This is a genomic window from Vibrio sp. HDW18 (assembly GCF_011306175.1).
In the GTDB taxonomy this organism is placed as follows: domain Bacteria; phylum Pseudomonadota; class Gammaproteobacteria; order Enterobacterales; family Vibrionaceae; genus Vibrio; species Vibrio chanodichtyis.
This window is the reverse complement of sequence record NZ_CP049913.1, coordinates 2,154,679-2,169,855: the sequence shown is the minus strand read 5'-3', so window position 1 is coordinate 2,169,855 and position 15,177 is coordinate 2,154,679. Positions and strand designations below refer to the sequence as shown.

Annotated in this window: 9 protein-coding genes and 1 pseudogene; 2 read left to right on the top strand and 8 right to left on the bottom strand. The window is 47.0% G+C overall.

What is annotated here, in order from left to right; all coding sequences use genetic code 11:
* Positions 1 to 37: 37 nt before the first annotated feature.
* The 4 genes from lon to tig form a co-directional block, all read right to left on the bottom strand.
* Positions 38 to 2,407: an endopeptidase La gene (lon, locus tag G7083_RS10410; protein WP_166014706.1), complete on the bottom strand. Its 2,370-nt coding sequence runs from the start codon at positions 2,405 to 2,407 to the stop codon at positions 38 to 40.
* Between the two features lie 122 nt (positions 2,408 to 2,529).
* A complete protein-coding gene (gene clpX / locus G7083_RS10405; RefSeq protein ID WP_166014705.1) occupies positions 2,530 to 3,810 on the bottom strand; it encodes an ATP-dependent protease ATP-binding subunit ClpX in 1,281 nt (426 codons plus the stop codon).
* A 79-nt stretch (positions 3,811 to 3,889) separates the two neighbouring features.
* A complete protein-coding gene (clpP, locus tag G7083_RS10400; RefSeq protein WP_166014704.1) occupies positions 3,890 to 4,516 on the bottom strand; it encodes an ATP-dependent Clp endopeptidase proteolytic subunit ClpP in 627 nt (208 codons plus the stop codon).
* 105 nt (positions 4,517 to 4,621) lie between these two features.
* Positions 4,622 to 5,923 (bottom strand): trigger factor, encoded by a 1,302-nt coding sequence (gene tig, locus G7083_RS10395; RefSeq protein ID WP_166014703.1) that lies wholly within the window; start codon positions 5,921 to 5,923, stop codon positions 4,622 to 4,624.
* Positions 5,924 to 6,953: 1,030 nt separating this feature from the next.
* Between tig and G7083_RS10390 the strand changes: the two genes are divergently transcribed.
* On the top strand, positions 6,954 to 7,442 hold the full coding sequence (locus tag G7083_RS10390; RefSeq protein WP_166014702.1) for a hypothetical protein: 489 nt from the start codon (positions 6,954 to 6,956) through the stop codon (positions 7,440 to 7,442).
* A gap of 76 nt (positions 7,443 to 7,518) precedes the next feature.
* Here G7083_RS10390 and G7083_RS10385 read toward each other — a convergent pair whose 3' ends face one another.
* Complete coding sequence (locus G7083_RS10385; RefSeq protein ID WP_166014701.1) at positions 7,519 to 8,304, bottom strand: AraC family transcriptional regulator; 786 nt, start codon at positions 8,302 to 8,304, stop codon at positions 7,519 to 7,521.
* A 12-nt stretch (positions 8,305 to 8,316) separates the two neighbouring features.
* Positions 8,317 to 8,859, bottom strand: coding sequence for a YbhB/YbcL family Raf kinase inhibitor-like protein (locus G7083_RS10380; protein WP_166014700.1), 543 nt, complete (start codon positions 8,857 to 8,859; stop codon positions 8,317 to 8,319).
* Positions 8,860 to 9,141: 282 nt separating this feature from the next.
* On the opposite strand from G7083_RS10380, the gene G7083_RS10375 reads away from it, so the two are divergent.
* Complete coding sequence (locus tag G7083_RS10375; RefSeq protein WP_166014699.1) at positions 9,142 to 9,972, top strand: CPBP family intramembrane glutamic endopeptidase; 831 nt, start codon at positions 9,142 to 9,144, stop codon at positions 9,970 to 9,972.
* An 88-nt stretch (positions 9,973 to 10,060) separates the two neighbouring features.
* Here the strand turns inward: G7083_RS10375 and G7083_RS10370 are convergent, their stop codons facing one another.
* The gene (locus G7083_RS10370; RefSeq protein ID WP_166015040.1) at positions 10,061 to 13,282 is read right to left on the bottom strand and encodes a glycosyl hydrolase family 18 protein; all 3,222 of its coding nucleotides are present in this window, start codon (positions 13,280 to 13,282) and stop codon (positions 10,061 to 10,063) included.
* Positions 13,283 to 13,795: 513 nt separating this feature from the next.
* Positions 13,796 to 14,922 (bottom strand): annotated as a pseudogene (locus G7083_RS10365) (ISAs1 family transposase).
* Positions 14,923 to 15,177 lie beyond the last annotated feature (255 nt).

Here is a 15,177-nt window from a genome sequence, read left to right as displayed (position 1 = left end):
GACAAGCCTTTTTAGGTCTATCAGCGTAAAGATTTACTTATTTTTGCTGCGCATCACTCTTTTTGCTCTCAAAGCTAACCCCTGTCGGGTCTTGCTCTAAGGCAACCTTGAGTACCTCATCGATCCACTGCACTGGTAGCACTTGCAGATCGGCAATCACATTGTCCGGAATATCTTCCAGATCACGCTCATTATCTTTCGGGATCAGCACGGTTTTAATCCCGCCGCGGTGTGCTGCCAGCAGCTTCTCTTTCAAACCACCAATCGGTAATACTTCACCACGTAAGGTAATTTCACCGGTCATCGCCACTTCGGCTTTGACTGGATTGCCAGTCAAGCTCGATACCAACGCCGTACACATCGCGATACCCGCACTTGGGCCATCTTTAGGCGTGGCGCCTTCTGGCACATGCACGTGGATATCTTTTTTCTCGTAAAAATCGGGGTTGATGCCCAATTTTTCGGCACGCGAGCGTACCACGGTCATCGCGGCTTGAATCGACTCTTGCATCACATCGCCAAGTGAACCAGTCTGAGTGAGCTTCCCTTTCCCAGGCATCGATTGGGTTTCAATGGTCAGCAGATCGCCGCCCACTTCGGTCCAAGCTAAACCGTTAACTTGACCAATTCGGTTGCTCTCTTCCGCCTTGCCATAGTCAAAACGCTGAACCCCCAAAAACTCTTTTAAGTTTTGTTGGTTAATCACTACGGTTTTAACACTGTTATCCAACAAAATTTTCTTCACCGCTTTGCGGCAAATTTTGGAAATTTCACGTTCTAGGCCACGCACTCCAGCCTCACGGGTGTAGTAACGGATGATGCCAACAATCGCTGAGTCTTCGATAACAATTTCGCTGGCTTTCAGGCCATTGCGTTCAATTTGCTTATTGACCAGATGATCTTTGGCAATATTGAGTTTTTCATCTTCGGTGTAACCCGATAAGCGGATCACTTCCATCCGATCAAGTAGCGGCCCCGGAATATTCATCGAATTGGATGTCGCGACGAACATCACATCAGAAAGATCGTAATCGACTTCCAGATAGTGGTCGTTAAACGAATTATTTTGCTCTGGATCGAGCACTTCTAGCAAGGCAGAAGCGGGATCGCCACGCATGTCAGAGGACATCTTGTCAATTTCATCGAGCAAGAACAGCGGGTTTTTAACCCCGACTTTCGCCATCTTTTGAATGAGCTTACCCGGCATAGAACCAATGTAGGTACGGCGATGACCACGGATTTCTGCTTCATCGCGCACCCCACCCAGTGCCATACGTACATATTGGCGACCAGTAGCGGCAGCAATTGAACGGCCTAGTGAGGTTTTACCCACCCCCGGTGGTCCAACTAAGCACAAGATCGGCCCTTTCAGCTTGTTAATTCGACTTTGTACCGCGAGATATTCTAAAATACGCTCTTTAACCCGCTCTAAACCATAATGATCGGCGTTGAGGATCTCCTCCGCTTTGGAGAGATCTTTTTTGACTTTGCTGCGCTTAGTCCACGGCACATTAATCATCCAATCAATGTAACTGCGCACCACGGTTGCTTCCGCTGACATCGGCGACATCATTTTCAGCTTATGCAGCTCTTGCTCGGTTTTCTCGCGTGCCTCTTTAGGCATCTTCGAGTCTTCGATTTTCTTTTGCAGGGTGGCAAATTCATCAGGTGTATCTTCCATTTCACCCAACTCTTTCTGGATCGCTTTCATCTGCTCATTCAGATAGTACTCACGCTGCGATTTTTCCATCTGTTTTTTAACTCGAGTGCGAATACGCTTCTCGACTTGCAGCAGCTCGATTTCGGACTCCATTTGTCCCATTAAAAACTCTAAACGTTCAGTCACGTCGAGCAATTCGAGCACTTTTTGTTTATCAACCAATTTGAGTGGCATATGCGCTGCAATGGTATCCGCTAGACGCGCCGCTTCATCAATCCCGTTAAGTGAGGTTAACACTTCCGGCGGGATCTTTTTATTCAGTTTGATAAAACCTTCAAATTGATTAATCGCGCTGCGTACCACCACTTCTTGCTCACGTTCATCCAGCTCAGGGGTGATCAGATACTGCGCATCCGCCAAAAGATATTCTTCTTCATAGAACTGGGTAATTTTGGCGCGTTGCTGCCCTTCAACCAGCACTTTTACCGTACCGTCAGGTAATTTCAGCAATTGTAGTATGGTGGCGATGGTCCCGACTTCAAATAAATCGGCCACTGTCGGCTCATCAGTTTCCGCTTTCTTTTGGGCGACCAACAGAACTTGCTTGTTGTGATCCATGGCGGCTTCTAAGCATTGGATCGATTTTTCGCGGCCAACAAACAGAGGGATGACCATATGTGGGTAGACAACCACGTCACGCAGGGGTAGTACGGGGATCTCGATACGCTCGGAACGCTCCAAGTTCATATTTTTCTCTCTTCCGCTTTGCATTTGTTACGCAGTATATGGGGGCTAACTGACTGGATTCAATGACAGAATAAAAAAAAGGAGGTATTGAATACCTCCTGATTATTTTTTGTTACTTGAGATTACTCTGCGCCTGCGGCTTGACTCTCATTGGCGCTGTAGATCAGCAGCGGAGCTGACTCACCGTTGATCACGGATTCATCAATCACCACCTTACTGACCTCATCCATTGAAGGCAGTTCGTACATGGTTTCTAGCAGTACCGCTTCAAGGATAGAACGTAAGCCACGTGCCCCAGTTTTACGCTTCATCGCTTTAGCCGCAATGGCTTTTAGCGCATCTTCGCGAAACTCAAGGTCAACATTTTCTAATTCAAACAATGCCGCATATTGCTTAGTCAAGGCATTTTTCGGCTCACATAGAATTTGAATCAATGCCGCTTCGTCCAGCTCAGTCAGCGTTGCCGTAACAGGCAAACGACCGATAAATTCTGGGATCAAACCGTATTTCACCAAGTCTTCTGGTTCAACCTGAGTAAACAGTTCACTCAAGGTTTTACTGTTATCTTTAGAGCGCACATCCGCACCAAAACCGATACCAGTGCCCGTTGCCACACGCTGTTCAATCACTTTATCTAGGCCAGCAAAAGCGCCACCACAGATAAATAAGATTTTTGAAGTGTCCACTTGCAGGAATTCCTGCTGCGGATGCTTACGTCCACCCTGTGGCGGCACAGAGGCTACCGTGCCTTCGATCAGTTTCAACAACGCTTGCTGAACCCCTTCACCCGAGACATCACGGGTAATCGATGGGTTTTCTGACTTACGAGAAATTTTGTCAATTTCATCGATATAGACAATACCACGCTCTGCTTTGGCGACATCGTAATCACATTTTTGCAGCAGCTTTTGAATAATATTTTCTACATCTTCACCCACGTAACCCGCTTCAGTCAGCGTGGTCGCATCGGCCATCGTAAATGGCACATCCAACAAACGCGCCAGTGTTTCTGCCAGCAGGGTTTTACCGCTACCGGTTGGGCCAATCAGCAAAATATTACTTTTGCCAAGTTCAACGCCATCCCCTGTCGTATCACCATTACGTAAACGCTTGTAGTGGTTATATACCGCAACCGCTAACACTTTTTTGGCGTGTTCTTGACCAATCACATAGTCGTCAAGATGTTCACGAATCTTTCTTGGCGTTGGTAACGCCGTCGATTCCTTTCGCGGTAGAACATCTTTTATCTCTTCACGAATGATGTCGTTGCATAAATCAACGCACTCATCACAAATGTATACCGACGGACCTGCGATCAGTTTGCGAACTTCGTGCTGGCTTTTGCCACAGAAAGAGCAGTACAGCAGTTTACTGCTACCGCCCTCTTTGCTTTTATCTGTCATTCGCTAACCTCTTAGCCTTTACTCATTTTGGTTTGAGTGTATAACAATTCCATCAGAAATGCGTTATACAATTACCCGCTTACCCAGCGCGATGTTTCAGCACCGCGTCCACCAAACCATATTCTACTGCTTGATCGGCCGACATGAAGTTATCACGGTCCGTATCACGCTCAATCACCTCGAGTGGTTGACCGGTGTGCTCTGCCAGTAAGCGGTTCAGCTTATTCTTAATAGTCAAAATTTCTTGTGCATGGATTTGAATATCCGATGCTTGACCTTGGAATCCGCCCAGTGGTTGATGGATCATCACGCGTGAATTCGGTAGCACATAACGCTTACCTGGCGCACCACCCGCAAGCAAGAAAGCACCCATTGAACAGGCTTGCCCCATACACACAGTGCTCACATTAGGCTTGATAAACTGCATGGTGTCGTAGATCGACATCCCTGCGGTCACACTGCCACCTGGCGAGTTGATGTAGAGGAAAATATCTTTATCAGGGTTTTCAGATTCTAAGAAAAGCAGTTGAGCCACAACAAGATTTGCCATGTGATCTTCTACTTGACCAGTTAAGAAAATCACCCGCTCTTTAAGTAGGCGAGAATAGATGTCGTAGGAGCGCTCACCACGGGAGGTTTGTTCAACCACCATAGGCACTAGTGCGTCAACAATCGGCGACATTGCATTTTTTTCTTGATAGATCATAGCCTTATATCCCTAAAATAAATGGCCCGAATGATGGGTATCATACGGACCATTGTTAGCAGATGATTGCTTATTACGTCAACCTTCTACACGACAGTTTGCTGATTAAGCGGCAACTGGGTTCATCAGCTCGCTAAAGCTGATTGCTTTTTCAGTTACTTGTGCTTTCGCAATGATCGCATCTACCGCTTGCTCTTCAAGAGCAACGTTACGCATATTGTTCATCAACTGTTGGTTTTGCTCGTAGTAAGCTACAACTTCTGTTGGATCTTCGTATGCCGTCGCCATTTCAGTGATCAGCGCTTGAACTTTTTCTTCGTCCGCTTTCAGATCATAAGTACGGATCACTTCACCCAGCAGCAGGCCAACCATTGCACGGCGTTTAGCTTGCTCTTCGAACAGTTCACTTGGTAATTGAGCAGCGGCTTCAACATTACCACCAAAGCGTTGTGCTGCTTGTTGACGCAGCGCATTCACTTCTTGCTCGATCAGAGCCGCAGGAACTTGGATTTCGTTCTCTTTTACCAAACCTTCAATCGCTTGCTCTTTGATGCGCGCTTTGATGGCTTGATGCAGTTCACGTTGCATATTTTTACGCACTTCCGCCTTCAGAGCCTCAACGCCACCTTCAGCAACACCAAAACGAGCTACAAACTCATCGTTCAACTCTGGCAGTTCACGCGCTTCAACTTTGTTGACTTTGATCGCGAACTGAGCGGCTTTACCTTTCAGGTTTTCTGCGTGGTACTCTTCTGGGAATGTCACGTCGATCACCAGTTCCATACCTTTAGTTTTGCCAACGATACCGTCTTCAAAACCAGGGATCATGCGACCAGCGCCCATTTCCAGAGGGAAGTTTTCCGCTTTACCGCCTTCAAACTCTTCACCATCAATCGAACCAACGAAATCGATAGAAACACGTTTGCCGTTATCTGCAGCTTCGTCAACTTCTTTCCAAGTAGTTTGTTGCTTACGCAGTGTTTCCAGCATTTCTGCCACATCCGCGTCAGTCACTTCAGCAGTTGGTTTTTCTACGCTGATGTTTTCTAGACCTTTCAGTTCAACTTCTGGGTACACTTCAAATGTTGCAGTGAAAACCAAATCTTTGCCTTCCGCAATTTCAACTGGAGCAAAAGTCGGAGTGCCCGCTGGATTGATTTTCTCTTTTACGATCGCTTCAATGAAATGACGGTGCATGACTTCGCCCAGCATGTCTTGACGCACAGCTTTACCGTACATTTTTGCAACCATCGCCATTGGCACTTTGCCTTTACGGAAACCATCGAAACGACGATTCTTCGCGATATTGCGTAATTCTGATGTTACAGCGTCTTCGATGTTGGCAGCTGGAACAGTAATATTCAGACGGCGCTGTAGGCCTTCTAGGGTTTCAACAGTAACTTGCATTATTTCTAAACCTCAAAAACTGGCTCAGGATCTCTGAGCATCATGCGCCAACACCACAAGGTGAGACGGCATTGTTGTTTTGTGCCCGATTGAACACTGAAATGTAAATATTGAGCATCGGTTTTCAAGTACATGACCCGAAAACCAGACTAATGAGCGATATCTTTAACTAAAGGTATCTCCGATTAGTCTCAGGACAAAATTTCAGACGCGACATTCTAACGACCACAGCCTAAGCTGTCGAGTGAATCCCCGTAACAGTCAAGCCAATCTTCTGAAAACCCAATCAAGTGCTAAAAATTCCACCACAAGGGAACCGCTAACGATTCTAAAATGGGGACAATATAGGCTTTTTCAATGGAATCGAGGCTTTTTTTTATTGAAAAGTGGAAAAGGAGATCTTGCTCTTATTTTGCAAGCCGAGCTTTGAACTCGGCCAGCAATTTTTATACCCAAATAACTTGGAGTTGCAGGTAGGCGGCAAGTGAGTGAATCGCCATGAGCATAGACAAACTATGTGATTGGGGTGAACGAATCTAGCCAACACCGCTGCAGCTTCAAGTGGGAAGGGGATTGTGCCATTACAGCAAGATGAAAGTGACTCCTAATGCCAGCAAGGAAAACACTAAAATACGACCCACAACACCCAGCACACTAGGTTGTACCATTTCAACGTGTTCCATAGTGAACTCCTTAAGCTTTATGTTTATGACGCTGTAATGACAATATGGTTAAGTTTCAAAAGATCAGCAACGCATCGAAAAATTAATTTTTCGTGACATAAATGACTTCAGCTCGCAGCTCTTCTCGTGCGGCAATTTTTGTGAGCTTCCCCCGCAAACTGAGTAAGCAAATAGAGCCGTGTGCAGTAATTGACTTGGTTTTGTAGCAAGCCATCCCCATTGATGGCGGTAAAGCTGGTGAAAAAGTTGTGCTTTTCAATAAAGATTGACGTATCGCAATGCGTCATCGACCGCGCTAGATTCATTATTCGCTTCTGTTTCGAAGCACCACCGATAGGATTTGTAAGATGTCTGATGTTTCCACTACCGTCGAATTTGCTACCCAAACCGTTCAGCCTGTTGTTGAATCCAGCGGCTCAATCTGGGGATATGTGGTCGGCGGAATTGTACTGGTGATCGCGGCCGGGTATTTGGGTTTTAGAAAGATCAATAAACCTGCGTTTATGATCAAGCAATTGCGCAAACGCAACCAAAAAGAGATGAAAAAACAAGGGGTAGAAAGCGCCGAAGCGATGGGCGATCTCGACCTACTACTGGATGCGGTGGAAGTGTATGCCACCGAGAAAAAGATGAAAGGCACCGAAATGGTGAAACTGCTGGCACCACTGAATGATGCGAAAAAAGTTAAATCAGCCAGTGATTTTTATCATGCGATGTCGTTTATCGCCAAAGGGATTGATAATCCAACCCTCGCAAAAAATTTACTGAACAAATCTAAGCAGGTGAAATCCAGCTCAGCACTAATGGCTGGATTACTCAAGCGCGCAGGCATCTAATCTCGCACTAGCCGATACAGTAAGAGCCACGTGAAGTGGCTCTTATGCTATTTAACCTCATTAACCTCACCCAATGTTATCTCATCTCAGCCAACAAAGTTTGTGAATATTGATAAGGCGTTAATTGAAACTGCTGCTTAAAGCGCGCAGAAAAACGGGTCAGTGATTGATAGCCACAAGCCAGCGCCACGTCCATTAATGGGCGTAATTCTTGCAGCAAGGCAAGCGCATAGTTCATCCGCACTTCACTCAATACTTCACGAAAGCCACTCCCCTCACCCGCTAAATGGCGAGCCAAGGTTGCGCGACTCATCGCAAAGTGCGTGGCCACCGTTTCGATGCTGTGTTCATCACCCGGATTGACACTCAGATAACGCGCCACACGCTCACGCATCGAAGCATTATCGTGAGGAAACAGTAGATGCAGTGCTTTCTCATCACGCAGTTGCGCGTAAAAACCGAGCACAAACTGGCGCTGGGTTTCTTGACTAAGGGATTTCTGGTTCATCCCATAAAGAAGCTCAAAGCAGTAAGCCAGTGCGCCGCTAACTTTGATTTTCGGCTCGTGTGTGAGTGCTGTTTGGCTAGATTGCGCAATCCACTCTGCCGGAGGCGCTTCATGCAAAGTCAAGGTGCGTGAATAAAACTGCGCCTGCTGCGGCACATTGACAAAGGTAAGATACTGATTGGCTGGCAACATCAGCCAATCAGCTGCGTGGAAATTGAGCGTCGTGTCATGCCACCAGAGCTGTTTATGTCCATGCGTTACCCAAATAATGGTAGGCGCATAGATCAAAACATTATGCAGAGGCTGTTTACGCAAACCTTTAAACTGCCCAGTCTGCACGATCACTTTGCTCATTTATCTTCCTTATTATTCATTCACATAGGTTGCGGTTAGCGTGGCCTGCTCAAGCGCATTAGCGCGCAGCATAAAGCCGACTAAAGCATTCGAAGCGCCTTGCGGGATCTCCATTTTTTCGAAAGGGAGTGCCCAAACCGTAAATTGATAACGGTGCATACCGTGGCCTTGTGGAGGACAAGCACCACCAAAGCCGCTAAAGCCGTAATCGTTGTTCAGCTCACGAACTCCTTTAAGTTGTTTGGTTGCACCACGAGCCACGGCGTGTTGATCCGCCGCGATATCCAGTGCTACCCAGTGCCACCAACCACTGCCAGTCGGCGCATCGGGGTCATAAGCGGTAATGGCAAAACTTTTGGTGCCTTGCGGCGCATTGTTCCAGCTCAGTTGTGGCGACAAATTATCACCGCTACAACCAAAACCATTGAAGACAAAATGATTCGCCATGCGGCTGCCTTCTTGGATATCTTGACTGGTGATGGTCATGACCGGACTGCTCAGCGCAGGAAAAGCGAGCGCAGCAGCGAGTACAGGTAAAATATAACGTGCTTTCATTGAGATTCTCCTCGTTAAGTTGACGTGAATAATTTACCTTCTTCAACCACTCAATAAGCAACAATAAAACTCAAAAAACACTCAAGATTCGTTACTTTTGAGTTTTATCGTTACATTCAATCACTGTCAACGTGCAAAAAAGGCTCACGGTATAGCTGTTCAACAGGTTTAACCAGTAAGAAAGCCTGACTTCGTGGCTTGTCCTTGCTCGCTTAGCACGTCATTATCCCAGCCTTAAATACTCAAGCTCTTGAAGCAAGAGGCAATAAATAGGATATCAATATGTTACTTTCTGCATCCGCTTTGCTTTGGCTACCGCTGGCCTTAGCGATCATGGCGGGCTTCACTCGTTATCACCGCATTAGTTGGGGACTACTGATCATCACTCTGCTCAGTGCATTAGGAAGTGGTCACCTCACCTTCGTTGGCGCTGGAATCGTCGGTATTGGTTTTGCTCTGGCGTATCTGGCTGCGAATGGTCAATCACACTGGCGCACGACCGCTTGGGTTGCTTTGCTGCTGTGGTGTTTGGCGCTATTTCTCCATTGGCTACCCGGTTTTTCTAACCTCAAAGTGCTGGATAAAGTGATCGCCAGTGCGCACAGTACCCCTTTCAGCCTTTATCTAAATTTAGATAAACCGCTGGTGTTTTTTGCACTGTTACTCGCGTTTCCAGCACTACTGGGTCAGTCTAAAACTCCAAACATCAAGGCCACACTGCTGAGCTTAGTACCTTTATTTGCTCTCTTGCCGATCGCCGTTTGGCTAGGCGCGCTGGCGTTTGAATGGTCATTGCCGGAATGGTGGTGGATTTTTGCACTCAACAATTTGCTATTTACTTGTGTGGCAGAAGAAGCGCTATTTCGTGGTTTGATTCAGCAAAAGGCTCAGCAGCAGTTTGGCGCCATTGTCGGACTTTTGATCGCCAGTGCGCTGTTTGGTATGGCCCATTTTGCGGGTGGTCCATTACTAATGATCTTCGCCGCCCTTGCGGGGCTTGGCTATGGTTTGGTGTTCCATTTTACCGGGCGTCTTTGGGTCAGCGTGGGCGTGCATTTCTTATTTAACTTCGCTCACTTGCTGTTTTTCACCTATCCCATGCTGGCGCGTTAAACGCCTTTTCCATTTTTCTTATCCCTTTTCCAAGCATAGAAAAGCCCAGCCAAATGGCTGGGCTTATGTTTCATGAACGGTAGTTAACTTAGATTTTGCACACCGCTTTCCATGATGCATCGGAGCTGGATGGTGTACTGTTCGTCCACCAGTTGGCTTGCCATACAGAACCATTGTGGATCAGTTGCTCACCACCTGCCGCGTGGTCGCCACGTGGAAACTCTGGGTACACTTTCAAGCCATTCGGGTTGATGCTGGCATCGGCACAAGATTGACCCGCACCACCTTCGTTCCCATTGCCGCCATCGGTGGCACCTTCAAACGCTGGCAATGTTGGGAAGTCTTTCTTCAAGCCGACCGTTTCGTTACCCACGATAAAGCGCACGCCGTTAGCCACGCCAGAGACTGGGGTGTAGTACACCATATCGACGCTGTACTCACCGCCGGCAGGGATCGTTTCGGTTGAGCGCAGAGTCACGGCCACTTTGTGGAACAGTTTCTTCTCACCGTTGACCGAGAAGTTAGTGCCAGTATGGCCACTTTCGATCACTTTAAGCCCTGCACCACTCCAATCTTTAACAATGTCACCAGTTGAAGTTGGCATTAAGAACTCAATCGTCGAACCACCAGGAATGGCAACGTCTGAGTGGTTTTTGAACACTACCGTTGGGTTGATTGGGTAGTTGCTGTCGCCTTCTGGCCAATCCGTGGTTGAAACGGTGACATCAATCACCGAGTCAGGCTGTGGCAGATCGTTATGGCGAATATCCATCGGTTCTGCTGCTGCAAACACTTCATGAGCGTAAGAGGTCATGTCCGAACCAATCACGTATTCACGTTTTACCGCATCATACGAGTAGTCACCGGCCATTTCCCAAATCATCATGCCGCCTAAACCGTTATCGACGATGTAGTCCAGTTTTGGCTTAAGTGAGTCTTTATCTTCAATGCTTAGGAACACTTTTTTGGTGTCGTTCCATAGCCATGCTGTTTGCAGATCTTGACTCCATACCCGCTCATACTTACCTTCAATCAGGTGTTTTGGATTGGTCGGATCCATACCCCACGCAGGACCATAGCTTGGCATTCCATCAATGCCTAGTGCATCAGCGTGCATCAGGTTCATGGCATGCCACATTGGCACGACACCGGCTTTGATTTCATTGCCATTCTCATCCAGATCATGCCAGATGTTATCGGTACCTTCCGCGCCCCAACCACAAACAGTGGTACCTTCTGGGCATGACGATTGGTTAGGCTCAACCGCACGACCCCACAGACCTTTCTCACCGCCGCTCACGCCTTGCCAGCCACGGGTGTAGTAAGGAATCCCCATGTTGATTTGGCTTGGTTTAAAGGCGCCACGGAAGAAGTGGTGCGTCCACGCTTGGTTTAAGTAGCCAATGCCTTGATATTCTGCGGTCGTGTACACGCCCCATTTGGCAAGTTCAGCATCTTTACCATCATCAAACAGTGCGGCTTGTGGGCCGACAAACTCGTTCCACGTACCATGCAGGTCGTAAGACATGATGTTGACGTAATCCAGAACATCTTGCATCGCGAAGTCTTGCATACCGCGCAGTAGGTAACCCGACGATGGTGCCGCGATAGTCAGCATGTAACGACGACCATCTTCTTCACCGGCTTTATCCAGTTCTTTACGCAGTTCAGTCATCATTACCATGTAGTTATCCCACAGTTGGCCACGACATTTGTTTGACTGCTCGAAATCAATGGGGTTACCAGAATCTTTCATCGATGATGGGTATTCATAGTCAATATCTACCCCATCAAAATCGTATTTACGGATGAAATCGACTGCTGATTGGTTGAACGCCTTAATGCCTTCCATGTTCACGGAGCAAGAAGCCAGATCAGTGGTCATTGGATAGAAGCCACCGGTTTCTGCCCAGCCACCAACCGAAATCAGTGTTTTAACATCAGGGTACTGCTGCTTGAATTTGCTCAGCAAGTTGAAATGACCTTGATACGGCAGAGCAGGATCCATCTCCGCACCTGGTACATTATCCCACGTCATTTGAGTTGCCGACTCATCCACTTGCATACTGAAATCAGCAGGATTGATGCTGGCAAATGCGTAGTTAATGTGAGTGAGTTTTTCCCACGGTAAATCGCCGGCTAAATAAGCTGGCAGGCCATTTTTACCGGTACGCCATGAGGTGTAGTAACCGATGATCCGGCGTGGGTGATCATCACCCATACATTCAGTACCATCTTCACGATAAATTTGTTTGATGTCACAGCTTAGGTTACCGGTGCCCATCTCTTGGGCATTCACGGTGATGGTTGGCGTTGACGTTTGATGCCCAGCGGCATCATAAGCAATCGCTTCAATAGTGTATTGACCCAGCGCTGCTGGAGTCCAAGCCAGTTGATATGGGGCTTGAGCAACACGGCCAATCAAACTGCCATTGACTAAAAACTCAACCGCCGTCAGATCGCCATTTTCATCACTCGCATTGGCCGCTAACGTGGTGGCTTTGCCTAAAAATACCGTTTGTCCATTACGTGGATTGGTCAGTTCAATCTGCGGAGCAACTGGCAGTTCTGGCTCTGGCTCAACCGGTGGATCAATTTCTTCGGCTTTTACGGTAATACGTACCGCTTGCTCTTTAAGCAAACCTGAAGTGTCTTCTACGATCGCTTTGATCGAGTGTGCACCCTCGCCCACCGCAATCCAGCTCGCTTGGAATGGTGCTTGTGTCAGCTCGGCAATTTGCTCACCGTCAACCAAGAAAGTTACGGTTTTCACCGTGGTATTGGTAACGCTTACGTTAGCCAGCATCGCAACCACTTGACCTTCAATAAATTCAGCACCTTGAACTGGAGAAGCCAGTTCCAAAGAGAGTTCAGGTTGACCTGGCTCAACCTCACCATCTGTCTCCACGGTGATCGTACTTTGCAGCAGACTTAGATCGAGAACGCCGCTCACGCCCAACGTCATCTCGATGCTCGCACCCGGCAACAGTTGGCTATTAACCCAACTGCCTTGATCAAAGCCTAAGGTTAAGCGGTTATTAAATACTGAACCTTGTGCGGTGCTGCTAAAGCTCATGCTTGGGTATGAAATGCCGGTAGCTGACCAAGAAGGTGTCGTTAGAGAGAGGTTGCTATCAAACACAATACTGGCATCACGCAGTTCGACTGGATTGTTGCCATTGTTAGTCAATGTGACTTTGTAGTTATTCCACCATTCGCTCTGTGAGCCAACGATAGAAGCATTACTGTTGATTGCCGCCTGCGCTGCAGGCATCGCCATTCCTACTGCTAACGCAAGAATGGTTGGCATTAAAGTTAATGTTGATTTTTTCATCGTTACCAGACTTATTTAATTGAACAAATTTTCTCTCCTATTATAAGAAGAAAACAATTTCATTCTGTTTCATCTGGATGTAAGCAAATGTAAATATCACTCGATAAATACAAACCATCGCACAGCACGCAATCAAATCAATCAAAAATGCAATCTCAAAAAAACATCTGAGATCACGGTTCAATAAAATAATTCAATCACAGCCATACCGCATAACAATCATCAATACCAAAGCATAGAAATAAAACAAAAACTAATAGTAATGTCATGCTTTTATTACAATAGCGTTAGCCACCCCTTATTCGCCAGAAACATTTAATTACACTTTGTACAACAAAACGGCAGAGATAATAAAATAATTAAGTCGTAACTAATCTGAACACCAATAAAACATCAGCAGGAAAGATACAAAAACATAAATAAATAACAACAAGCAATGTCAAAATAAGAATTAACCCACACCAATCCCCAGGGCGTCCGCATGAATGGTTAGAATTTAGCCGCCAACTGAAATCCAGCTAACAAGACTTGCTCCAAGAAGCCGGGGTTCATCATGCAACGCTTCTGCTTCATTGGCACACTAATTTTGGTTGGCTCAGCTCTTAGCATGTTAAGCGCCATGTGTCTTAACCCTGCCAAGTTTTCAGCTGCGTTTTCTCGGTAAATCTGACAAGCATCTTCCCGCATGCTCACATCTAAAATCCAATGCATTGACTCAATGCCCCAGTGGGCTCGAATAGCATTTCCAGCTTGCTCCGGAGTCAGGTCCGCTGAACTTATGTAATAGCGGTACTCCAACACTGGTGCTTTGCCTTTTGCTACTCGGTAATTTTCAACCATGACTATACTGCTTAGTCGGCTCCACGTAGAGAAGTCACCCTCCAACTCGCAGGCCTTGAGTACATGGCAAGTTCGTGCTTCAACACGGCCTTTCTGTTTTTCGATGTGATAGGTGTTTTTTTCAATCGGAGCACGACGGTGTGGGGCGAAGGCGGCCTGTACGGCTGCCGACAACTTGCCTTGGTTTCCCTTTACTGCGAATAAGTAATCACCGCCTTTGTTGGTAATTACCTTGGCAATTTTGGTCTGGCAGGCCATCGCATCAATCGTCACGAGGGCTCCGCGCAAGTCGAGCATCTTAACCAATTCCGGAATTGCGGTGATTTCATTGCTCTTATCGTCAGTTTTGAGTTGGCCCAATACCAGTTGGTTGGCACTCGCGTAGGGCTCACCATATGGATGGTGCTTTGTCTGCCATCTCTATCGTAGGAGCCGCGCAAAGTCTTGCCATCAATGGCAACCACCTCACCACACGTCAAGGTATGTACCGCATTCATCCAGCCCAGGAAGCAGTCGCGAAACTCGGCAGGGTCAATACCTGCGATCAGACGAGCAAAGGTATCGTCAATAGGCACACCGTTTTCAAACAGACCTTGTTTAAGAAACCACTCATGGTGACCAAGAACATATTCACGAATGTCGGTCCAGCCTTGACCACCGGCTATCACGGCACAGATTGAACCAAACAAAATATCAAACAGAGGGTAGTCAACTTTTGTGCTTTGCCGTTCGTCACGGATGATGCTGAAGTGCTCTTTGATGGTATTAATATTCATGGCAGCTCCTTAAAAAAGGAGCATAAGATCACAGCCCGCACGTCAGGTCAAACTTAACCTCGCATTGCGCAAAAAACGTTCATGATCTTGCCCTGATGTCAACGATGACATCCATAAAAAAACACCACTTATTTGATGGCTAGGCATATCACCCCGACACATAGCTTGTCTATGCTGATAGAGACGATAAAAGCATCCTTGATATCACCAGTGGCGCGCCTAAATAGGCTCAATTTGTCAGTCACTTAGCGCGCA

Coding starts and splice junctions, on each gene's coding strand:
- lon (WP_166014706.1), bottom strand. CDS start 2,407: ATGAACTTGGAGCGTTCCGAGCGTATCGAGATCCCCGTACTACCCCTG.
- clpX (WP_166014705.1), bottom strand. CDS start 3,810: ATGACAGATAAAAGCAAAGAGGGCGGTAGCAGTAAACTGCTGTACTGC.
- clpP (WP_166014704.1), bottom strand. CDS start 4,516: ATGATCTATCAAGAAAAAAATGCAATGTCGCCGATTGTTGACGCACTA.
- tig (WP_166014703.1), bottom strand. CDS start 5,923: ATGCAAGTTACTGTTGAAACCCTAGAAGGCCTACAGCGCCGTCTGAAT.
- G7083_RS10390 (WP_166014702.1), top strand. CDS start 6,954: ATGTCTGATGTTTCCACTACCGTCGAATTTGCTACCCAAACCGTTCAG.
- G7083_RS10385 (WP_166014701.1), bottom strand. CDS start 8,304: ATGAGCAAAGTGATCGTGCAGACTGGGCAGTTTAAAGGTTTGCGTAAA.
- G7083_RS10380 (WP_166014700.1), bottom strand. CDS start 8,859: ATGAAAGCACGTTATATTTTACCTGTACTCGCTGCTGCGCTCGCTTTT.
- G7083_RS10375 (WP_166014699.1), top strand. CDS start 9,142: ATGTTACTTTCTGCATCCGCTTTGCTTTGGCTACCGCTGGCCTTAGCG.
- G7083_RS10370 (WP_166015040.1), bottom strand. CDS start 13,282: ATGCCAACCATTCTTGCGTTAGCAGTAGGAATGGCGATGCCTGCAGCG.